The following is an 18,778-nucleotide window of genomic DNA, read 5'->3' on the forward strand; positions in this document are numbered from 1 at the left end:
GGAACATAATTGTAATGGAGGTGGAATGAAAATGATGGTAAGAAGAATCATTCAATTAATCGGCTTGCTATTCGGAGGGATGGCCGGCAATTGGGTTCATAGCTGGACAAGCGGCGGCGCCATATGGAACCAACCGTCCTTCGACATGCTTCAGCGTTCAAGCTCTTATTACATGAATGTGGCGATCGGCGCAGTGGCCGGCGTTGTGCTGGCTACGCTAGCATCTGGCAGAATCATTCGGTTTTTGCAATCGGGGGCCGATCGGGCGGCTCAAATGCCGCTAAAGGATTTGACGGCTGCGGCCGGAGGCTTGCTGGTCGGCTTAGTGCTGTCGGTATTGCTTTATCCGGCGATTTCGGGACTTGAAGGACCGGGCGTTCTGTTGCCAGCGGCTCTCTCGCTGGGGCTTGGTTATTTGGGAATGCAGGTTGCCTGGCATAAACGGGAGGAACTGGCGGCTGCAACCAGCGCCCTGTTCGAAGCGAGAAAGGCGCCAGCGCCGGAGGAAGAGAACCGCGGGTTCGAGGAGCATAAAATTCTCGATACAAGCGTCATTATCGACGGACGGATCGCTGACATTTGCAAAACCGGCTTTATCGAGGGCACGCTCGTCATCCCGGAATTTGTGCTGGAGGAACTGCAGCATATCGCCGACTCGTCGGATCTGCTAAAGCGGAACAGAGGACGGCGCGGACTGGACATTTTGAACAAAATTCAAAAGGAACTCGATGTGAGGGTTTTGATTTACGAGGGTGATTTTGAAGAAATAAGCGAGGTGGACAGTAAATTGGTGAAGCTGGCGAAAGCATTGCGCGGAAAAGTCGTAACGAACGATTTCAATCTGAACAAAGTTTGCGAGCTGCAGGGCGTTTCGGTGCTCAATATCAATGACCTTGCAAATGCGGTTAAACCTGTCGTTCTTCCCGGCGAAGAAATTATCGTACAAGTTATTAAAGACGGCAAGGAGCATGGACAAGGGGTCGCTTATTTGGACGACGGCACGATGATCGTTGTAGAGGGCGGCCGCGATTATATCGGCACGACGATGGAGGTGCTGGTTACCAGCGTCCTGCAAACGTCTGCGGGCCGAATGATCTTTGCCAAGCCGAAGCTGTTGGAAAAAGCGCTCTAACCCTGTATAGTAGTAGTAATCATGCTGTAACGGGTTAGAGGAGAGAAGAACGGGATGAACAAATGGGGTGCCGTCGTCGTGGCGGCCGGCCGCGGCTCGCGAATGGGCACGGCTGAAAGCAAGCAGTACTTGCCGCTTCGCGGCAAGCCGATCCTCGTTCACACGCTTGCTTTGTTCGAGCGGATGGACGAAATCGAGGAGGTTGCCCTCGTCGTCGGCAGTGCGGATATTGAGCGCTGCAAGGCGCTAGTGCTGGAGCACGGCCTGGCCAAAGTGAAGGCGGTTGTAGCCGGCGGCGACGAGCGGCAGCATTCCGTCCATGCCGGCGTCAAAGCGCTTGCTTCCGAGCTGGAATGGGTGATGGTGCACGACGGCGTGCGTCCGCTGGTCAAGCCCGAGCATATCCGGGGCTGCTGTGCGGTTGCGGAGCGGGTCGGCGCGGCAGTGCTGGCTGTGCCGGTCAAGGATACGATTAAGCAGGCGGACGAAACGGGATTGATCGTTTCTACGCCGGACCGCCGAAGCTTGTGGGCGATTCAGACGCCGCAGGCTTTTCGTCGTGATCTGCTGACGGGAGCGCATGAACGTGCGGAGAAAGATGGTTTTCTCGGTACGGACGATGCGATGGTCGTCGAACGGACCGGCGCGCCGGTTACGATCTCCGAAGGCGATTATACGAATATAAAAATTACGACGCCCGAAGATTTGCCATGGGCGGAATTTCTGCTGGGGAAGCGGGAGAGAGGGGAATAAGAACGATGATTCGAGTGGGACAAGGATTTGACGTGCATCAATTAACGGAGGGGCGCCCCTGCATAATTGGCGGCGTGACAATTCCATACGAGAAAGGGCTGCTCGGCCACTCCGACGCCGACGTGCTGCTGCACGCTATTACGGATGCGGTACTCGGCGCGCTCGGACTTGGCGACATCGGTAAGCATTTTCCGGATACGGATGCGGCGTTTAAGGACGCCGATAGCTTAAAGCTGCTGGAGCAAGTATGGGTGCTTGTCAAAGAGCGTGGGTACAAGCTCGGCAATATTGATTCGACGATTATTGCGCAGCGTCCGAAAATGCAGCCGTACATTCCGCAAATGGCCGAAATTATCGCTAAAGCGCTGGAGGCGGATGTCTCACAGGTGAACGTGAAGGCGACGACGACGGAGCAGCTCGGTTTTACCGGCAGAGGAGAGGGCATTGCCGCTCAGTCGGTTGTTTGTCTGGTGAAGGAGTAAGAGCGCGGCATCGGTATCGTGGGTAGCATCGGACAGCTCGAGACGGGTAGCAAGATCGGTCTGCGTCTGCCAACGAGAGTGGGAACATGCTTATAGGCAGGTTGTGTGCGTTGGCGAGTGAGCGAGTCATGATGGAACTGCGAATCCATCTAAGAGCGCGCCTGTGCATGGTGGTAAGATGCGTGGTGGTAAGAGAGCGGGTAATGACGGATAAGTGCGAAATTGCCAGCGAGTGCGACTAGGCTGAGCTGGGGTACGCCAGACGGCGATAGAGCGGGTTTTAGAGGGATAGCGCAAGCTTGTAAGGCTTGCTACAATAAGACGGTAACACAACGGAAAGCGACGAGAGGGGTTTGGTTTCGATGACACAGGAAGTCCGGGTAAGGTACGCGCCTTCGCCGACGGGCCATTTACATATCGGCAACGCCAGAACGGCCTTATTCAATTATTTGTTTGCCCGCCACCACGGCGGAAAGTTTATTATTCGTATTGAAGATACCGATGTGAAGCGCAACGTCGCTGGCGGGGAAGAAAGCCAGCTTACCTATTTGAAATGGCTGGGCATGGATTGGGACGAGAGCGTCGATATCGGCGGCGGTTACGGTCCGTATCGTCAGACGGAAAGGCTGGACATTTACCGCGAATATTGGCAGGATTTGATCGATCGGGGCCTTGCCTATCGCTGCTATTGCACGGAGGAAGAACTGGAGCAGGAGCGTAACGAGCAGATCGAACGCGGCGAAACGCCTCGTTATTTGGGCCGCCATCGCGATCTGACCGCTGAGCAGCGTGAAGCGTTCGAAGCGGAAGGCCGGGTACCGAGCGTTCGCTTCCGCGTGCCGGAAGGACGCACTTACTCGTTCAACGATATGGTGAAGGGCGAGATCAGCTTCGATACGGCTGAGATGGGCGACTTCGTCATTGTGAAAAAAGACGGCATTCCGACGTACAACTTCGCCGTCGTCGTAGACGATTATTTGATGAAAATCAGCCATGTATTGCGGGGCGAGGATCATATTTCAAATACGCCGCGCCAGTTGATGATTTATGAGGCTCTGAACTGGGAAGCACCGCGCTTCGCCCATATGACGCTGATCGTTAACGAGAGCCGGAAAAAGCTGAGCAAGCGGGATGAATCCATTATTCAATTCATCGAGCAGTACGATGGTCTCGGCTACTTGCCGGAGGCGTTGTTCAACTTCATCGCGCTGCTTGGCTGGTCGCCAGAGGGCGAGCAGGAAATGTTCACGCAAGCGGAGCTTATTGATGTATTCAACTCCGATCGGTTAAGCAAAAGCCCGGCCGTCTTCGATACGAATAAGCTGACGTGGATGAACAACGAGTACTTGAAAAAAGCAGAATTGCCGCGGCTCGTTGACCTTTGCCTGCCGCATCTGCAAAAGGCCGGACGTGTATCGGCCGAACTGAGCGGCGAGGAACGCGCTTGGGTGGATGCGCTTGTCGCGCTTTACCAAGACAAGCTCCGTTATGCGGCTGAAATTGTGCCGCTTACCGAGCTGTTCTTCCGCGACAGCGTAGAGGACGAAGAAGAGGCCGTTACGGTGCTTGCGGAAGAGCAGGTGCCAACCGTGCTGGCGGCTTTCCTTGCACAGGTGCAGGGCGGCGAACTGGCCTTTGACGTAGAAGGTATCAAAGCGATGATTAAAGCGGTCCAGAAGGAAACGGGATTTAAAGGCAAGCAGCTGTTTATGCCGATCCGCGCTGCTCTGACAGGACAGACGCACGGTCCGGATTTGAACCAGACGATTGCTTTGCTCGGCCTGGAGAAAGTAACTGAGCGGCTGAACGGTCGTTTAGGGAAGTAAGTAGCTTACGAGGTTAAGTGTGATGAGCGAACGTTTGCAGCTGGAAGGCAAGCCTGTGTGCTGTAAGGCTCGAAAGAACCTTACAGCGCAAAAATGAGGGCGAATCACCTGCTGTAAGGCTCGAAAGGGCCTTACAGCGCAAAAATGAGGGGGATTCACCTGCTGTAAGGCTCGAAGTGGCCTTACAGAGCAAGAGCGAGGGCGAAACTCTGGCTGTAAGGCTCGAAAGAGCCTTACAGAGCAAAAGTGAGGGCAAACCTCTCGCTGTAAGGCTCGAAAGAGCCTTACAGCGCAAGAACGAGGACGAATCACCTGCTGTAAGGCTCGAAGTGGCCTTACAGAGCAAGAGCGAGGGCGAAACTCCTGCTGTAAGGCTCGAAACCGCCTTACAGCACGCAAACGAGATTGTCCAACGCGCCGAAAGTCGAAATTCCGCCTAACAGCGCGCTTAAACAAATCATCTTGTCACTTTTTTAGCTATTGAGTATACTGTTACTACTACAATCGATGAATCGATAGGCTATGAGCAGGAAAAGTACGTTTTGCAGGATTCACAGAGAGGACGACCGTCATCGCGTTGAAACAGCGGGGTTAGCTGCCCGGCCGTGAGGCGCATGATTGGCTGCGAGTTGTCTAGTCCGAGAAGCGGAAAATGCACCTGGGAGCTTTGTTCCGAGCCGATTCGCCTGATGTTCCGTAAAAGTATGCGTCGTCATAACAAGACGCTGTGCGGCACAAGGGAGAAGCGGGGTAGGCCGCAACGTACGCCTGCGTTAAAGGCATTTCAAGACGGACAGCCGAAGATGGCCCCGAAGAATCGTTGCTTTGCCTATCGGCAAGAAAAGCGTTCGCGAGGCCCCCGACCGTAATTAGCAATTGCCCCGCCTGCGCATGAACATGCGCCCGCGAAGGCAGGAGCGCCGGGCAGCTGTCCAAGCAGAGTGGAACCGCGTCCGTCATACACGAACGCCTCTGCGGCATCGCCAAGTGCGACGCCGCAGAGGCTTTTTTATGTTCAAAGGACGGTGCCGGTTAAAGCGCATGAGCGCAGGCAAGGTTGGGGGAGGAGAAAGCCAAATGTTTCGCCACTTTAGATCAGATATAGAGGCGGTATTCGAGAACGATCCGGCGGCCAGGAGCCGGTTTGAAGTGATTTTCACCTATTCTGGCCTGCATGCCATATGGGCTCACCGGATCGCGCACACGTTGTACAAGAAACGTTTGTTCACGGTGGCGCGTATCATATCGCAGTTCAGCAGGTTCATGACCGGTATCGAAATTCACCCAGGAGCGACAATCGGCCACCGGATGTTTATCGACCACGGCATGGGCGTGGTTATTGGCGAAACGTGCGAGATTGGCGATGATGTCGTCATCTACCAAGGCGTAACACTGGGCGGAACGGGCAAGGAGAAAGGGAAGCGTCACCCGACCATCGGCAACAACGTCGTTATCGGTTCCGGAGCAAAAGTACTAGGCTCCTTCCAGATCGGCGATAATTCGAATATCGGGTCTAATGCGGTCGTCCTTCGCGAGGTGCCGGAAAACTGCACCGTCGTCGGCAACCCTGGCCGCGTCGTCAAGCGGAACGGCGAACGGGTTGGCGATCGGCTCGATCATAAACAGCTTCCCGATCCCGTTATCGAGATGTTCCGTGAAATGCAAAACGAAATCAACGGCTTGAAAGCCGAGATTGAGAAGCTGCGGCAGCCCGCAGCAGAAGGAGAAACGAGAAAATGAGCGTTCATATCTACAATACGCTGACCCGATCCAAGGAAGCGTTTGTCCCACAAGAGCAAAATAAGGTCAAAATGTACGTATGCGGACCGACCGTATACGATTATATTCATATCGGCAACGCCCGTCCGGTTATCTTTTTCGATGTCGTGCGCCGTTATTTGGAGTATGCCGGCTACGATGTCGACTACATTGTCAACTTCACCGACGTTGACGACAAACTGATCCGTAAGGCGGAACAACTAGGCACAACGGTGACAGAGGTTGCGGATAAATTTATTAATGCTTTTTACGAAGACCTGGAATCGTTGGGTGTTCATAAAGCGACGCTGAACCCAAGGGTGACGGAGCATATTCCGGAAATTATTGCGTTTATCCAAGGTCTGGTAGACAAAGGCTATGCTTACACAAGCGAGGGTGACGTTTATTTCCGCACCTCGAAATTCGAGGAATATGGCAAACTGTCGCATCAAAATCTGGAGGAGCTGCAATTCGGCATTCGAATTGAGGTCGACGACCGCAAAGAGAATCCGCAGGACTTCGTGCTGTGGAAAGGTGCAAAACCAGGCGAAATCAAATGGGAAAGCCCTTGGGGAGACGGCCGTCCAGGCTGGCATATCGAATGCTCGGCTATGGCGCGCAAATATTTGGGCAACACGCTTGATATTCATGGCGGAGGCCACGACCTGCAATTCCCGCATCATGAATGCGAAACGGCCCAATCCGAAGCGCTGACGGGTCATCCGCTAGCAAACTATTGGATGCATAACGGCTACGTTCATATCAATAACGAAAAAATGTCGAAGTCGCTCGGCAACGGCATCACCGTTAACCAGTTGGTCAAGCGTGTGAAGCCCAATGCGATTCGCTACTTCATTCTGTCCGCCCATTACCGCAGCCCGCTCAATTTTAGTGACGATTCGATTGCGCAAGCGGAAAATAGCGTAGAGCGCATCGTCAACTGCGAAGTGAACCTGCAGCATCGTCTGTCTGCATTCAGCGGAAATGCACAAAGTGCCGCATCTTCCGAATTAGATGGCCGCATCTCGGAAATCACGGCGCAATTCGAAGCGAAAATGAATGACGACTTCAACACGCCGGATGCGATTACAGCCGTATTCGAACTTGTCGCCGAGGCGAATCAATATATGAGCCGCAGCGATGCGACGGCAGAAGGTTTGAACGCCTTGCTCGCTGCGCTTTCGCGTATGAACGCAGTGCTTGGCCTTGTTCTGGAGAAGGAAGAAGGAGCCGAGCTGCTGGATGACGAGATCGAGCAATTGATCATCGAGCGCACCGATGCGCGGAAATCGAAAAACTGGGCGAGAGCCGACGAAATTCGCGATCTGCTGACCACAAAAGGCATCGCGCTGGAAGATACGCCGCAAGGCATTCGTTGGCGGCGCCTATGAGCGAAGTGACAGGGAAAGAGAATGTGCAAGCGATGCTGCTGTTCCATAAGCCTTCCAAAAAGCCGCCGCTGCTGAACCCAGTCGTCTTGGCCTATATCGGCGACGCGGTGTTCGAGCTGCTGGTACGGCAGTTTCTAGTGTCACAGTCGAACCATAAAATGCACCATCTGCACAAAGAAGCGACGAAAATCGTCTCCGCCAAAGGCCAGCGAAAGCTGCTGCTTGAGCAGTGGCAGCCGCTGCTGACCGAGGAGGAGGCGGATATCGTTCGCCGCGGACGCAATACCAAATCGGGAGCGCCCCCGAAAAATGCTGATCCAGCCGACTATCGCCAAGCAACGGCGCTTGAGTGTCTGGTTGGCTACCTGTACTACGAAGGACGAGTTGATCGGTTGGAAGAGCTGTTTGCTCATGCCGTAGGTACGACGAAGAGTAGTGGATCGAGCGCAGAAAATACAAATGTATCCGATGCGTCGGGTGGGGTAGAGTAAACGGAAGAGGCGACGGCCAACTAGCGAAATCAACACGCACAATGCCGACGAACATGGCAGCCACTAGGGCAGCCAGCGCGAACAACGCGCAAAACGCGGCCGAACCGGCGAGCGATAGGCAGACGGCTCGGCCGCGCCATTTTTAGGAGGGACAAGCATGACAGAAAGCAACAATCAGGAAGAACTGATCGCCGGCAAGCATCCGGTAATGGAAGCACTGCGCTCCGGCCGAGAGATCAATAAAATATGGATCGCCGAAGGCGCGCAAAAGACATTGACGACGCCCATTATGGCGGAAGCGAAGAAAAACGGCATCATCGTACAGTTTGTAGACAAGCGCAAGCTGGACGGTATGGCGCCGGGCATTCAGCATCAAGGCGTTATTGCGCAAGCTGCAGCTTTTGAATACGTAGAGATCGAAGATCTGCTGGAGCGGGCGAGAAAAAGCGGTGAAACGCCGTTTCTGCTGCTGTTGGACGAAATCGAGGATCCGCATAACCTCGGTTCCATCCTGCGTACGGCTGAGTGCACTGGCGTGCACGGCGTTATCATTCCGAAGCGCCGCGCGGCAGGACTGACCGCTACAGTACTGAAGACATCGGCGGGGGCGGCCGAGCACGTGCCAGTAGCGCGGGTGACCAACCTTGCACAGACCATCGACCGACTGAAGGAAGAGGGCATCTGGATAGCGGGGACGGATTTAAGCGCTCCGCAGGACGTATACAAGACGAAGTTCGATCTTCCGCTCGGCATCGTCATCGGCAACGAAGGAAAAGGTATCGGAAGACTGATCAAGGAAAAATGCGATTTTCTCGTCAAGCTGCCGATGCTGGGGCAATTGAATTCTCTCAACGCCTCCGTCGCGGCGGGCGTCTTGATGTACGAAGTGGTTAGACAGCGCCGGAGCTTGTAGCCGATGAGCAAGCGCGATGATATTTTGCTAGTGGATGGCTATAATATGATAGGCGCTTGGCCGGTTCTGGAGAAGCTGAAGGAAATCGATCTCGAGGAAGCGCGGGACAAGCTGCTGGACATGCTGGCCGATTATCAGGGCTATTCAGGCATGACCGTTTACGTTGTGTTCGACGCGCATCAGGTGTCGGGGGTCGGCTCTACCTTTCGGCAGCATAAGCTGATTATCGTGTATACGAAGGAAAAAGAAACGGCCGACGAATGCATAGAGCGGCTCGTGCACGAAATGATGAACAAGCGTCGCAATATTTATGTCGCCACTTCGGACCTCGTTGAGCAGCACGTCATTTTTGGCCAGGGCGCGCTGCGTCTTTCCGCCCGCGAGCTGCTGATCAATATCGAGCAGAACCGCAAGCAAATCCAGCTGACGCTCCGCGAGGACAAGCCCGGCAAGCGCAATTCGCTGGACGGTCATTTGAGCCTCGATGTTCGGACCAAGCTGGAACGGCTGCGCAGGGGCGAGAAATAAAGTATAATGGCGGCTGGTTCATTTGTAACAAAGTTACATTTCTTACAAACGAATCGCCAACAAGTGTCGGTCAAATCGGTTGACGGTGTAAGGTTACATAATGTATACTGGCTCTATATTTATTGGATATTGGGTGCATATGAATCTAGCGGCGTACGCCTCGCAGGCCGGAGGGATAGTTCGTGAGCATCGACCTCAAAGAATGGAGTACGCTCGAATATGACTGCAGTACGGACGAGGATATCGTCGAAGCGGTCCGCAATGGCGACAGCTTAGCTCTTGAGTATTTGATCAACAAATACAAGAACTTTGTTCGAGCCAAAGCACGCTCGTATTTTCTTATCGGGGCGGATCGGGAAGATATTGTGCAGGAAGGCATGATCGGGCTGTATAAGTCTATTCGCGACTTCAAAGGGGACAAGCTGGCGAGCTTCAAAGCCTTTGCGGAACTGTGCATTACGCGGCAGATTATTACGGCGATCAAGACGGCCACCCGGCAGAAGCATATTCCTCTCAATTCGTATGTATCGCTTGATAAGCCGATATACGACGAGGATTCCGATCGTACATTACTCGATGTCATATGCGGGACGAGGGTTTCCGACCCGGAAGAACTGATCATCAATCAGGAAGAGTTCATGGGTTTGGAAGACAAGATGTCCGAGATTTTAAGTGATCTGGAGCGAAAGGTGCTCATGCTTTACTTGGACGGAAGGTCGTATCAGGAAATCGCCGTCGATCTGGACAGGCATGTGAAATCGATCGACAACGCGCTGCAGCGGGTGAAGCGGAAGCTCGAGCGATATTTGGAAGTGAGAGATTTAAGCAGTTGATTGGCGTCATTAACGATAATAGATGCAAGTGAAAGAGAAGGCTGTCTATCCGTCTGTCGGAGAGGGTTCCGGGGCGGAAGGGCAGCTTGTTTTAGTTTTAAAAGGCCGCTATGGTGGCGATACTAGTAGAACGAGACAACCGATTGTCGGAAGCAATTCCAAAATATGCGTGATGCGACGGGGGATCTAATCGTTGACATCAAATATGTCATATGATAAAGTGTTTTAGGTAGGCCTAAAATGTGAGGTTTTATTCGTATTGGGGCCGAATGACAGGACGAGTACGAGAGTAATTCGTCAGGCGTTTTATTTAGTAGCAGTTCGGGAGGTGTACTTCAATGCGGGTTATTATCACGTTGGCATGCACAAACTGCAAACAGAGAAACTATGCGAGCAGCAAGAACAAACGCAATCACCCCGACCGCATCGAGTTGAAGAAGTTTTGCAAGTTCTGTAACGAGCAGACTCCTCATCGCGAGACGAGATAGTCTATTGGAGGTGTGAACGTGGCATTTTTGGCTAAACTGAAGCAAGGCTTCGGAACAACGTTTAGTTTCTTTGCCGACAGCTGGGCAGAACTGAAAAAGGTTCGCTGGCCAAACCGTAAAGAGTTGACAAGCTATTCGATCGTAGTCTTTTTTACGATCACGTTTGTGACGATTTATTTTTGGCTTCTTGACATCGGGATCTCGTCGTTAGTTGAACTGATTGTTTAAGAAGGGTCCAAAGGTGGATTGGAATGGAAAAAAGATGGTACGTCGTACACACTTACGCCGGTTATGAGAACAAGGTAAAAGCGAATTTGGAGCGTCGCCTTGAATCGATGGGCATGGAAGACAAAATCTTCCGCGTGCTCGTTCCTATGGAAGAAGAAGTGGTAGAGAAGGACGGCAAGAAAAAAACCGTTCAACGCAAAGTCTACCCCGGCTATGTTCTTGTGGAAATGGTTCAAACGGACGATTCCTGGTACGTTGTTCGCAATACGCCGGGCGTTACGGGATTCGTCGGTTCGACAGGATCCGGCTCCAAGCCGACTCCGTTGATGCCGGATGAGGTCGAGCAAATTCTGAAGCATATGGGCATGGAAGAGCCTAAGCCGAAGATTGAGTTCGAAGTCAAAGAAACCGTGCGCGTCAAGGTAGGTCCTTTCGCAGACTTTGTCGGAACAGTGGAAGAAATTCTGCTCGACAAGGCGAAGCTGAAGGTGCATGTCAACATGTTTGGCAGGGAAACGCCGCTTGAGCTTGATTACACGCAAGTGGAAAAAGTTTAACGGTTTCCGCCCACGTTTTGTCTGAACTCGTTCGGGCAAAACGGCAATGTTCATCGTATTACAGGTAGGAGGTGTAAAGTCATGGCAAAAAAGGTCATCAAGATGGTCAAACTGCAGGTTCCTGCAGGTAAAGCGAACCCGGCTCCGCCAATCGGTCCAGCCCTCGGTCAAGCAGGCGTTAACATTATGGCATTCTGTAAAGAATTCAATGCGCGCACAGCTGATCAAGCGGGTCTGATTATTCCGGTAGTCATTACGGTGTTCGAAGACCGTTCCTTCACTTTCGAAACGAAAACTCCTCCGGCAGCAGTATTGCTCCGCGTAGCAGCAGGTATCGAAAAAGGATCCGGCGAACCAAACAAGAAGAAAGTCGCTACGGTTAATCGTGCGAAAGTACGTGAAATCGCTGAGCAAAAAATGCCCGACTTGAATGCAGCTTCCGTTGAAGCGGCAATGCTTATGATTGAAGGCACTGCACGCAGCATGGGCGTTACAATCGTTGACTAATTGCGTTGTTTCCGTTCGCGGTTAACGACGCAATAAGGCCTTCGGGCCAAGTGGGAGGGTCATCTATTAAGAGGATGCTCCGCTATACCACAAAGGAGGAAATTACAATGGCTAAACACGGTAAAAAGTATTTGGAAGCCGCTAAGCTCATCAACAGCGAAGCGACTTACGAGTCTTTGGAAGCAATTGAACTCGTGAAAAAAGCAGCGACTGCAAAATTCGACGAATCCGTTGAAGCGGCAGTTCGTTTGGGCGTAGACCCTCGTAAACAAGACCAAGCGGTACGCGGCGTTGTCGTACTTCCGCATGGCACAGGTAAAACTAAACGCGTGCTCGTATTCGCGAAAGGCGAAAAAGCAAAAGAAGCGGAAGCTGCTGGTGCAGATTTCGTCGGCGATGCGGACATGATCAACAAAATCCAACAAGGCTGGTTCGAATTCGACGTCTGCGTCGCAACTCCGGACATGATGGCTGAAGTTGGTAAATTGGGTCGTATCCTGGGTGGTAAAGGCCTCATGCCTAACCCGAAAGCAGGTACGGTAACTTTCGACGTGACGAAAGCCGTGCAAGAAATTAAAGCCGGTAAAATCGAATACCGTCTGGACAAAGCAGGTCAAATCCATGCTCCAATCGGCAAAGTATCCTTCAGCGCTGATCAACTCAATGAGAACCTGAAAGCATTGGTTGATGCACTGAACCGCGCTAAGCCGGCTGCAGCAAAAGGCGTTTACCTGAAAAACATTTCCGTATCTTCGACGATGGGCCCTGGCGCTCGCGTTAGCACGGCTAACTACCGTTAAGAAGATCGGAACCAACATTTGAATATGCATGCCGTAGACAGTAGGTGCCGCAAGGCTTAATTTCCTACCGAGGTGTTATGATATAGTGTTTGGCAGCGTATCGTCCGCAAGGGCGCTGCGCCAGTCGCAAACCATCATGGCCTTCGCAGTCTGCGAAGGCTTTTCTCTTGTTTTGAACCGGGGAAAGCTCATCGATCGTAAACGGGATGTACAATTATTACAGGAGGTGTACAGTTTGGCAAACGCAAATATCATCCAAGAGAAACAACAAGCCGTTGAAGTGATCACAGCTAAGCTTCGTGAAAGCTCCAGCACGGTTGTTGCCGATTATCGCGGATTGAACGTTGCGCAAGTGACTGAGCTTCGCAAACAGCTGCGTGAAGCTGGTGTCGAGTTCCAAGTTCTGAAGAACTCGCTCGTTCGCCGCGCAACTGAAGCTGCGGAATTGACAGATCTGAACGAGATTCTGGTTGGACCTACAGCCATCGCGTTCAGCGGCGACGACGCTATCGCGCCTGCGAAAATCCTTAACGATTTCGCTAAAAAGAACGACGCCCTGAAATTGAAAGGCGGCGTTGTTGAAGGTAAAGTCGTAAGTCAAGACCAAATCAAAGCGCTGGCGGAACTTCCGTCCCGCGAAGGCTTGCTCTCCATGCTCCTCAGCGTGTTGCAAGCTCCAGTGCGCAACTTCGCCCTTGCGGTTAAAGCAGTCGGCGAGCAAAAAGAAGCACAAGCTTAAGACATTTGTCTTTGGCAGCAAGCTTCATCATCGTTTTAACGTCATAACGTCCGACGGGCTTTGTCTCGCGGCGTAAACCAACAACCAATAAAACCATTTCGGAGGTATAACCATGTCTAAAGAACAAATCTTGGAAGCAATCAAAGGTATGACCGTTCTTGAACTGAACGATCTCGTTAAAGCAATCGAAGAAGAATTCGGCGTAACAGCTGCAGCTCCAGTTGCAGTAGTAGCTGGCGGCGGCGCTGCTGAAGCTGCTGAGCAATCCGAGTTCGACGTAATCCTGACTAGCGCTGGCGCTTCCAAAATCAACGTTATCAAAGTCGTTCGCGAAATCACAGGTCTTGGCCTGAAAGAAGCGAAAGACCTGGTTGACGGCGCTCCAAAACCAATCAAAGAAAAAGTAGCTAAAGAAGAAGCTGAAGCGGTTAAAGCTAAGCTTGAAGAAGCTGGCGCAGCTGTAGAAGTTAAGTAATTAACCCCTACGAGCTAATATTATCGGGCCCCTTGAAACGTCACGTTTCAAGGGGTTCGTTTCTTGTTGCGGAATAGCCTGTGAGTTCTAAAATGTTTCAAACGAAGATTGGAAGGTTTATGAACCTGATTCGCTAACTAATGACAGGCGGAAAGCTGGGAAGTATAGCGTTGGCCGATGACAAGGCGGCGATGAGGAGCTGAACTGATTAATTGGCGAATCAGCTTCACAAAAAATAAAGTCCGCAGTTCGCTCAGATGTTTTAGGAGGAAATGACGAATGTCCAATCATTATTACTCTCGGAATCCCGGTGTTGAGCATAACCGCCAGACGCATCAGGCAGAGCTGCGCGGGTACGCGCTCAAGTTCGTGACCGACGCCGGTGTTTTCTCGAAATCGGGCGTCGATTTCGGTACACGGGTGCTGCTGGACGCGATCGAGCTTCCAGCCGGCGCAAGAGTGCTGGACGTCGGTTGCGGGTACGGACCGATCGGCTTGACTGCCGCCAAGCTTGTGCAGAATGGACAAGTTACGATGATTGATATCAACGAAAGAGCGGTAGAGCTGGCGAAAGAGAATGCTAAACTGAATGGCATTAGCAATGTGACCGTGCTGCAAAGCGACATCTATGAAGCGGTAGAGAGCGAGATGTTCGATGTCATTATAACGAATCCTCCGATCCGTGCCGGCAAAGCGACAGTACATCGCATTTTCGAAGAGGGCTATGAGCTGCTTTCGCCTGGCGGAGCGATGTGGGTCGTCATTCAGAAAAAGCAAGGCGCGCCTTCGGCGGAGGCCAAGCTTCAATCGCTATTTTCCGAGGTGAAGGAAGTCACGAAGGATAAGGGCTATCGGATTTATTTGGCAATGAAATAGTCGTTTTTCCTAGGTTGACTTGACTTTCTGAATATGGTAATATTATAAAATGTCAGCATTAAATTGGGCTCAATCTCTTTAGTCAACTAAAATGTCAAGTGTGATTTTTAAGCGCGGAATGCATATTGCAGACGCATTTGACGTATAATGTTTACATTTTGGGCAAAATTACTTGATATGGAACCATTGCGCCCGCGCTGCGCTTGGTTGACTGCCGGAACATGCTCTTTTTTCGAACGCTATTCGATAAGGGCTTTTCTTTATTGGAAAGAATGAAGTAGTGACGCAGTAGATATCGATGCTGTGAGACAGACATGAGGGGTGAGGTTAAGTTGGCAGGACAACTTGTTCAGTATGGTCGGCGCACGCGGAGAAGTTATGCCCGGATCAACGAGGTGCTGGAAGTCCCGAACCTGATTGAAATCCAACAAAAATCGTACGAGAAGTTTTTGGATAACGACTTGCTTGAGTTATTCCAGGACATCTCGCCGATTCAGGACTTTACGGGCAATCTTTCGCTTGAGTTTATCGATTATAGCTTAGGCGAACCGAAATATTCGGTCGACGAATCAAAGGAACGCGACGTGACGTATGCTGCTCCGCTACGCGTGAAAGTGCGGCTCTTTAATAAAGAGACCGGCGAAGTAAAAGAGCAGGAAGTGTTCATGGGCGACTTTCCGCTAATGACCGAAACCGGCACGTTTATCATTAACGGGGCGGAACGGGTTATTGTCAGCCAGTTGGTGCGATCCCCAAGTGTATACTTCAGCACGAAGGTTGATAAGAACGGAAAGAAAACATATACGGCGACGGTGATTCCGAATCGCGGAGCTTGGCTCGAGCTCGAGACGGATGCCAAAGACATCATCTACGTTCGTATTGACCGTACCCGGAAGATTCCGGTGACGGTGCTTTTGCGTGCGTTAGGCTTTGGCACTGACGCTGAGATTCTGGAACTGCTCGGCCATGACGAGTATATTCGCAACACGCTGGACAAAGACAATACGGATTCCACGGAAAAAGCGCTGATCGAAATTTACGAGCGCCTTCGTCCGGGCGAACCGCCTACTTTGGACAATGCGAAAAGCTTGCTGGTTGCACGCTTCTTCGATCCGAAGCGTTATGACTTGGCCAATGTCGGCCGATACAAAATAAATAAAAAGCTGCACATTAAGAACCGTTTGTTCAACCAACGTCTTGCTGAGACGCTGGTCGATCCTGCGACAGGCGAGATCATCGCAGAATCCGGTCAAGTCATTGACCGCCGCCTTCTGGATGAAATTCTCGACAAGCTGGAGAAGAATGTCGGCTTCAAGACTTACCATGTCGCTAACGGCGTGCTTGATGCGGATAGTATTCCACTGCAAGCCATCAGCGTATTCTCTCCGCTGGACGATGCGAAGGTAATCAAGGTCATCTCGAATGGCGTAATCGACAAATCGGTTAAACATATTACGCCTGCCGATATTATTTCGTCCATTAACTACTTTATCAACCTGCTTCACGGTGTTGGAAGCACGGATGATATCGATCACCTCGGCAACCGTCGCTTGCGTTCGGTCGGCGAGCTGCTGCAGAACCAGTTCCGCATCGGCTTGTCCCGTATGGAGCGCGTCGTGCGCGAGCGGATGTCGATCCAGGACGCCAATGCGATCACGCCACAGGCGCTGATCAACATACGTCCAGTTATCGCGTCCATTAAAGAGTTTTTCGGGTCCTCGCAGCTGTCCCAGTTCATGGACCAAACGAACCCGCTGGCCGAGCTTACGCACAAACGTCGTCTGTCCGCACTCGGACCGGGCGGTTTGACACGTGAGCGCGCAGGCTTTGAAGTACGTGACGTCCATCACTCGCACTATGGACGGATGTGTCCGATCGAGACACCGGAGGGACCGAACATCGGTCTGATCAACTCCTTGTCCTCATTCGCACGCATTAACGAATACGGTTTTATCGAAGCACCTTACCGTTGGGTCGATCCGAAGACAGGCTTTGTGACCGAGCAAATCGCGTACATGACTGCCGACGAGGAAGACAACTACGTTATCGCGCAAGCGAACGCGAAGCTGACGGAAGAAGGCAAGTTCCAAGATGACAGCCAGATCGTTCGTTACAACAAGCAAGCGGACAACATCCTGACGATGCCGTCGGATCGCGTTGACTACATGGACGTATCACCTAAGCAGGTCGTGTCGGTTGCAACGGCGCTCATTCCGTTCCTTGAGAATGACGACTCCAACCGCGCACTCATGGGATCGAACATGCAGCGGCAAGCCGTTCCGCTCCTCATACCGAAAGCTCCGCTTGTCGGTACGGGGATGGAGCATAAGTCGGCGAAAGACTCCGGCGTATGTATCGTTTCCAAGTATGACGGTGTTATCGAGCGCGTATCGGCTAATGAAATTTGGCTGCGCCGCGTTGAGCTGATTGACGGCAAGCCGATAACCGGCGACTTGGTTAAACATAAACTGCACAAATTCATGCGTTCCAACCAAGGAACATGCATCAACCAACGTCCTATCGTACGTAAAGGCGAAGTGATCAAGAAAGGCGATATTCTCGCTGACGGTCCTTCGACGGAACAAGGCGAATTGGCGCTGGGCCGCAACGTAGTCGTTGCCTTCATGACTTGGGAAGGCTACAACTATGAGGATGCGATTCTCCTTAGCGAGAAGCTGGTGAAAGAGGATGTATACACTTCGATCCACATCGAGGAATATGAGTCCGAAGCCCGCGACACGAAGCTGGGACCTGAAGAAATTACACGCGACATTCCGAATGTCGGCGAAGAAGCGCTTAAGAACCTGGATGAACGCGGTATTATCCGCGTTGGTGCGGAGATCGGCGCAGGCGACATCCTCGTCGGTAAAGTAACGCCGAAAGGCGTAACGGAGCTGACGGCTGAAGAGCGTCTCTTGCATGCCATCTTCGGCGAAAAGGCTCGCGAGGTTCGCGACACTTCGCTGCGTGTACCGCATGGTACGGACGGTATCGTCGTAGACGTTAAAGTATTTACTCGCGAGAACGGCGATGAACTGCCTCCGGGCGTTAATCAGTTGGTTCGCGTTTATATCGCACAAAAACGGAAAATTTCCGAAGGCGATAAAATGGCAGGACGCCACGGCAACAAGGGTGTTATCGCCCGCATTATGCCGGAGGAAGATATGCCATTCCTGCCGGACGGCACGCCGGTTGAAGTCGTGCTTAACCCGCTCGGCGTACCGTCGCGGATGAACATCGGTCAGGTACTCGAGGTTCACCTTGGCATGGCCTGCAAACAGTTGGGACTTCATGCCGCAACGCCGGTATTCGACGGCGCGCGCGAGTACGACGTATTCGACGCGATGGAAGAAGCAGGCATGCAGCGCAACGGTAAAACGATTCTGTATGACGGACGCACAGGCGAATCGTTCGAACGTGAAGTAACGGTCGGCGTCATGTACATGATCAAGCTGGCGCACATGGTTGACGATAAAATCCATGCCCGTTCGACGGGTCCTTACTCCCTCGTTACGCAGCAGCCTCTGGGCGGTAAAGCTCAGTTCGGCGGCCAGCGTTTCGGCGAGATGGAAGTATGGGCGCTTGAAGCCTACGGCGCAGCCTACACGCTGCAAGAGATTCTGACCGTTAAGTCCGATGACGTTGTCGGCCGCGTGAAGACGTACGAATCGATCGTTAAAGGCGAGAACGTGCCGGAGCCTGGTGTTCCGGAATCGTTCAAAGTATTGATCAAAGAGCTTCAAAGCTTGGGTATGGACGTTAAGATCCTGAGCGAGAATGAAGAAGAGATCGAAATGAAAGAAATCGACGACGAAGACGACGGCACGGGCGATAAGCTCAACCTGAATCTTGAAGGCGCAGAAGTCGGCGCCGAACAACAATAATGATCACTACTGGCTGCCGCCCCGCTAATGCGGGGCGTTCAGCCGACTATTTGCATGATACAGCCATACATGACGAAGGAGGGTTGCTCCTTGTTGGACGTGAACAACTTCGAGTAT

Annotated in this window: 19 protein-coding genes and 1 other annotated feature; all 19 genes read left to right on the forward strand. The window is 52.2% G+C overall.

All coding sequences use genetic code 11. The features are described 5' to 3' along the window. The first annotated feature begins 34 nt into the window (after nucleotides 1-34). The 19 genes from ACFVTB_RS23875 to rpoB all read left to right on the forward strand — a co-directional run bounded on the left by ACFVTB_RS23875 (nucleotide 35) and on the right by rpoB (nucleotide 18,661). The gene (locus ACFVTB_RS23875) at nucleotides 35-1,132 is read left to right on the forward strand and encodes a PIN/TRAM domain-containing protein (RefSeq protein WP_387755171.1); all 1,098 of its coding nucleotides are present in this window, start codon (nucleotides 35-37) and stop codon (nucleotides 1,130-1,132) included. A gap of 54 nt (nucleotides 1,133-1,186) precedes the next feature. After that, a complete protein-coding gene (gene ispD, locus ACFVTB_RS23880) occupies nucleotides 1,187-1,885 on the forward strand; it encodes a 2-C-methyl-D-erythritol 4-phosphate cytidylyltransferase (RefSeq protein ID WP_387755003.1) in 699 nt (232 codons plus the stop codon). A gap of 5 nt (nucleotides 1,886-1,890) precedes the next feature. Further along, nucleotides 1,891-2,367, forward strand: a complete 477-nt coding sequence (gene ispF / locus ACFVTB_RS23885; protein WP_387755006.1) for a 2-C-methyl-D-erythritol 2,4-cyclodiphosphate synthase — start codon at nucleotides 1,891-1,893, stop codon at nucleotides 2,365-2,367. 362 nt (nucleotides 2,368-2,729) lie between these two features. Further along, nucleotides 2,730-4,193 (forward strand): glutamate--tRNA ligase, encoded by a 1,464-nt coding sequence (gene gltX, locus ACFVTB_RS23890; protein ID WP_387755008.1) that lies wholly within the window; start codon nucleotides 2,730-2,732, stop codon nucleotides 4,191-4,193. Between the two features lie 1,077 nt (nucleotides 4,194-5,270). Continuing rightward, nucleotides 5,271-5,933, forward strand: coding sequence for a serine O-acetyltransferase (cysE, locus tag ACFVTB_RS23895; protein WP_387755011.1), 663 nt, complete (start codon nucleotides 5,271-5,273; stop codon nucleotides 5,931-5,933). Then, nucleotides 5,930-7,342 (forward strand): cysteine--tRNA ligase, encoded by a 1,413-nt coding sequence (gene cysS / locus ACFVTB_RS23900; RefSeq protein WP_387755013.1) that lies wholly within the window; start codon nucleotides 5,930-5,932, stop codon nucleotides 7,340-7,342. Before cysE ends, cysS begins: the two co-directional genes overlap by 4 nt. Next, complete coding sequence (locus tag ACFVTB_RS23905) at nucleotides 7,339-7,833, forward strand: Mini-ribonuclease 3 (protein ID WP_387755016.1); 495 nt, start codon at nucleotides 7,339-7,341, stop codon at nucleotides 7,831-7,833. Before cysS ends, ACFVTB_RS23905 begins: the two co-directional genes overlap by 4 nt. A gap of 157 nt (nucleotides 7,834-7,990) precedes the next feature. Continuing rightward, nucleotides 7,991-8,746, forward strand: a complete 756-nt coding sequence (gene rlmB, locus ACFVTB_RS23910) for a 23S rRNA (guanosine(2251)-2'-O)-methyltransferase RlmB (protein ID WP_387755018.1) — start codon at nucleotides 7,991-7,993, stop codon at nucleotides 8,744-8,746. 3 nt (nucleotides 8,747-8,749) lie between these two features. Next, the gene (locus tag ACFVTB_RS23915; protein WP_387755021.1) at nucleotides 8,750-9,274 is read left to right on the forward strand and encodes an NYN domain-containing protein; all 525 of its coding nucleotides are present in this window, start codon (nucleotides 8,750-8,752) and stop codon (nucleotides 9,272-9,274) included. 182 nt (nucleotides 9,275-9,456) lie between these two features. Beyond that, entirely contained in the window at nucleotides 9,457-10,107 is a 651-nt protein-coding gene (sigH, locus tag ACFVTB_RS23920) for an RNA polymerase sporulation sigma factor SigH (protein WP_387755024.1), read from the forward strand. A gap of 338 nt (nucleotides 10,108-10,445) precedes the next feature. Continuing rightward, nucleotides 10,446-10,595, forward strand: a complete 150-nt coding sequence (rpmG, locus tag ACFVTB_RS23925) for a 50S ribosomal protein L33 (protein WP_015847242.1) — start codon at nucleotides 10,446-10,448, stop codon at nucleotides 10,593-10,595. Nucleotides 10,596-10,613: 18 nt separating this feature from the next. Further along, the gene (gene secE / locus ACFVTB_RS23930; RefSeq protein ID WP_387755028.1) at nucleotides 10,614-10,823 is read left to right on the forward strand and encodes a preprotein translocase subunit SecE; all 210 of its coding nucleotides are present in this window, start codon (nucleotides 10,614-10,616) and stop codon (nucleotides 10,821-10,823) included. A gap of 23 nt (nucleotides 10,824-10,846) precedes the next feature. Next, the gene (gene nusG, locus ACFVTB_RS23935; protein ID WP_387755031.1) at nucleotides 10,847-11,380 is read left to right on the forward strand and encodes a transcription termination/antitermination protein NusG; all 534 of its coding nucleotides are present in this window, start codon (nucleotides 10,847-10,849) and stop codon (nucleotides 11,378-11,380) included. Nucleotides 11,381-11,461: 81 nt separating this feature from the next. Further along, nucleotides 11,462-11,887: a 50S ribosomal protein L11 gene (rplK, locus tag ACFVTB_RS23940; protein ID WP_091190677.1), complete on the forward strand. Its 426-nt coding sequence runs from the start codon at nucleotides 11,462-11,464 to the stop codon at nucleotides 11,885-11,887. Nucleotides 11,888-11,994: 107 nt separating this feature from the next. Next, entirely contained in the window at nucleotides 11,995-12,687 is a 693-nt protein-coding gene (gene rplA / locus ACFVTB_RS23945; RefSeq protein ID WP_387755035.1) for a 50S ribosomal protein L1, read from the forward strand. A 13-nt stretch (nucleotides 12,688-12,700) separates the two neighbouring features. Continuing rightward, nucleotides 12,701-12,862, forward strand: a sequence feature (ribosomal protein L10 leader region). A gap of 60 nt (nucleotides 12,863-12,922) precedes the next feature. After that, nucleotides 12,923-13,426, forward strand: a complete 504-nt coding sequence (rplJ, locus tag ACFVTB_RS23950; protein ID WP_387755037.1) for a 50S ribosomal protein L10 — start codon at nucleotides 12,923-12,925, stop codon at nucleotides 13,424-13,426. 112 nt (nucleotides 13,427-13,538) lie between these two features. Then, complete coding sequence (rplL, locus tag ACFVTB_RS23955; RefSeq protein WP_387755040.1) at nucleotides 13,539-13,901, forward strand: 50S ribosomal protein L7/L12; 363 nt, start codon at nucleotides 13,539-13,541, stop codon at nucleotides 13,899-13,901. Between the two features lie 279 nt (nucleotides 13,902-14,180). After that, on the forward strand, nucleotides 14,181-14,777 hold the full coding sequence (locus ACFVTB_RS23960) for a class I SAM-dependent methyltransferase (protein WP_387755043.1): 597 nt from the start codon (nucleotides 14,181-14,183) through the stop codon (nucleotides 14,775-14,777). 314 nt (nucleotides 14,778-15,091) lie between these two features. Beyond that, a complete protein-coding gene (rpoB, locus tag ACFVTB_RS23965) occupies nucleotides 15,092-18,661 on the forward strand; it encodes a DNA-directed RNA polymerase subunit beta (protein ID WP_387755045.1) in 3,570 nt (1,189 codons plus the stop codon). The last annotated feature ends 117 nt before the right edge of the window (nucleotides 18,662-18,778 follow it).

Origin of the sequence: Paenibacillus sp. NPDC058071, from assembly GCF_042885235.1 — a bacterium.
Lineage (GTDB): Bacteria > Bacillota > Bacilli > Paenibacillales > Paenibacillaceae > Pristimantibacillus.

Bases quoted from the DNA above. Each gene is read 5' to 3' on its own strand.
- ACFVTB_RS23875 (WP_387755171.1), top strand. From the start codon at position 35: ATGGTAAGAAGAATCATTCAATTAATCGGCTTGCTATTCGGAGGGATG.
- ispD (WP_387755003.1), top strand. From the start codon at position 1,187: ATGAACAAATGGGGTGCCGTCGTCGTGGCGGCCGGCCGCGGCTCGCGA.
- ispF (WP_387755006.1), top strand. From the start codon at position 1,891: ATGATTCGAGTGGGACAAGGATTTGACGTGCATCAATTAACGGAGGGG.
- gltX (WP_387755008.1), top strand. From the start codon at position 2,730: ATGACACAGGAAGTCCGGGTAAGGTACGCGCCTTCGCCGACGGGCCAT.
- cysE (WP_387755011.1), top strand. From the start codon at position 5,271: ATGTTTCGCCACTTTAGATCAGATATAGAGGCGGTATTCGAGAACGAT.
- cysS (WP_387755013.1), top strand. From the start codon at position 5,930: ATGAGCGTTCATATCTACAATACGCTGACCCGATCCAAGGAAGCGTTT.
- ACFVTB_RS23905 (WP_387755016.1), top strand. From the start codon at position 7,339: ATGAGCGAAGTGACAGGGAAAGAGAATGTGCAAGCGATGCTGCTGTTC.
- rlmB (WP_387755018.1), top strand. From the start codon at position 7,991: ATGACAGAAAGCAACAATCAGGAAGAACTGATCGCCGGCAAGCATCCG.
- ACFVTB_RS23915 (WP_387755021.1), top strand. From the start codon at position 8,750: ATGAGCAAGCGCGATGATATTTTGCTAGTGGATGGCTATAATATGATA.
- rpmG (WP_015847242.1), top strand. From the start codon at position 10,446: ATGCGGGTTATTATCACGTTGGCATGCACAAACTGCAAACAGAGAAAC.
- nusG (WP_387755031.1), top strand. From the start codon at position 10,847: ATGGAAAAAAGATGGTACGTCGTACACACTTACGCCGGTTATGAGAAC.
- rplK (WP_091190677.1), top strand. From the start codon at position 11,462: ATGGCAAAAAAGGTCATCAAGATGGTCAAACTGCAGGTTCCTGCAGGT.
- rplA (WP_387755035.1), top strand. From the start codon at position 11,995: ATGGCTAAACACGGTAAAAAGTATTTGGAAGCCGCTAAGCTCATCAAC.
- rplL (WP_387755040.1), top strand. From the start codon at position 13,539: ATGTCTAAAGAACAAATCTTGGAAGCAATCAAAGGTATGACCGTTCTT.
- ACFVTB_RS23960 (WP_387755043.1), top strand. From the start codon at position 14,181: ATGTCCAATCATTATTACTCTCGGAATCCCGGTGTTGAGCATAACCGC.
- rpoB (WP_387755045.1), top strand. From the start codon at position 15,092: ATGAGGGGTGAGGTTAAGTTGGCAGGACAACTTGTTCAGTATGGTCGG.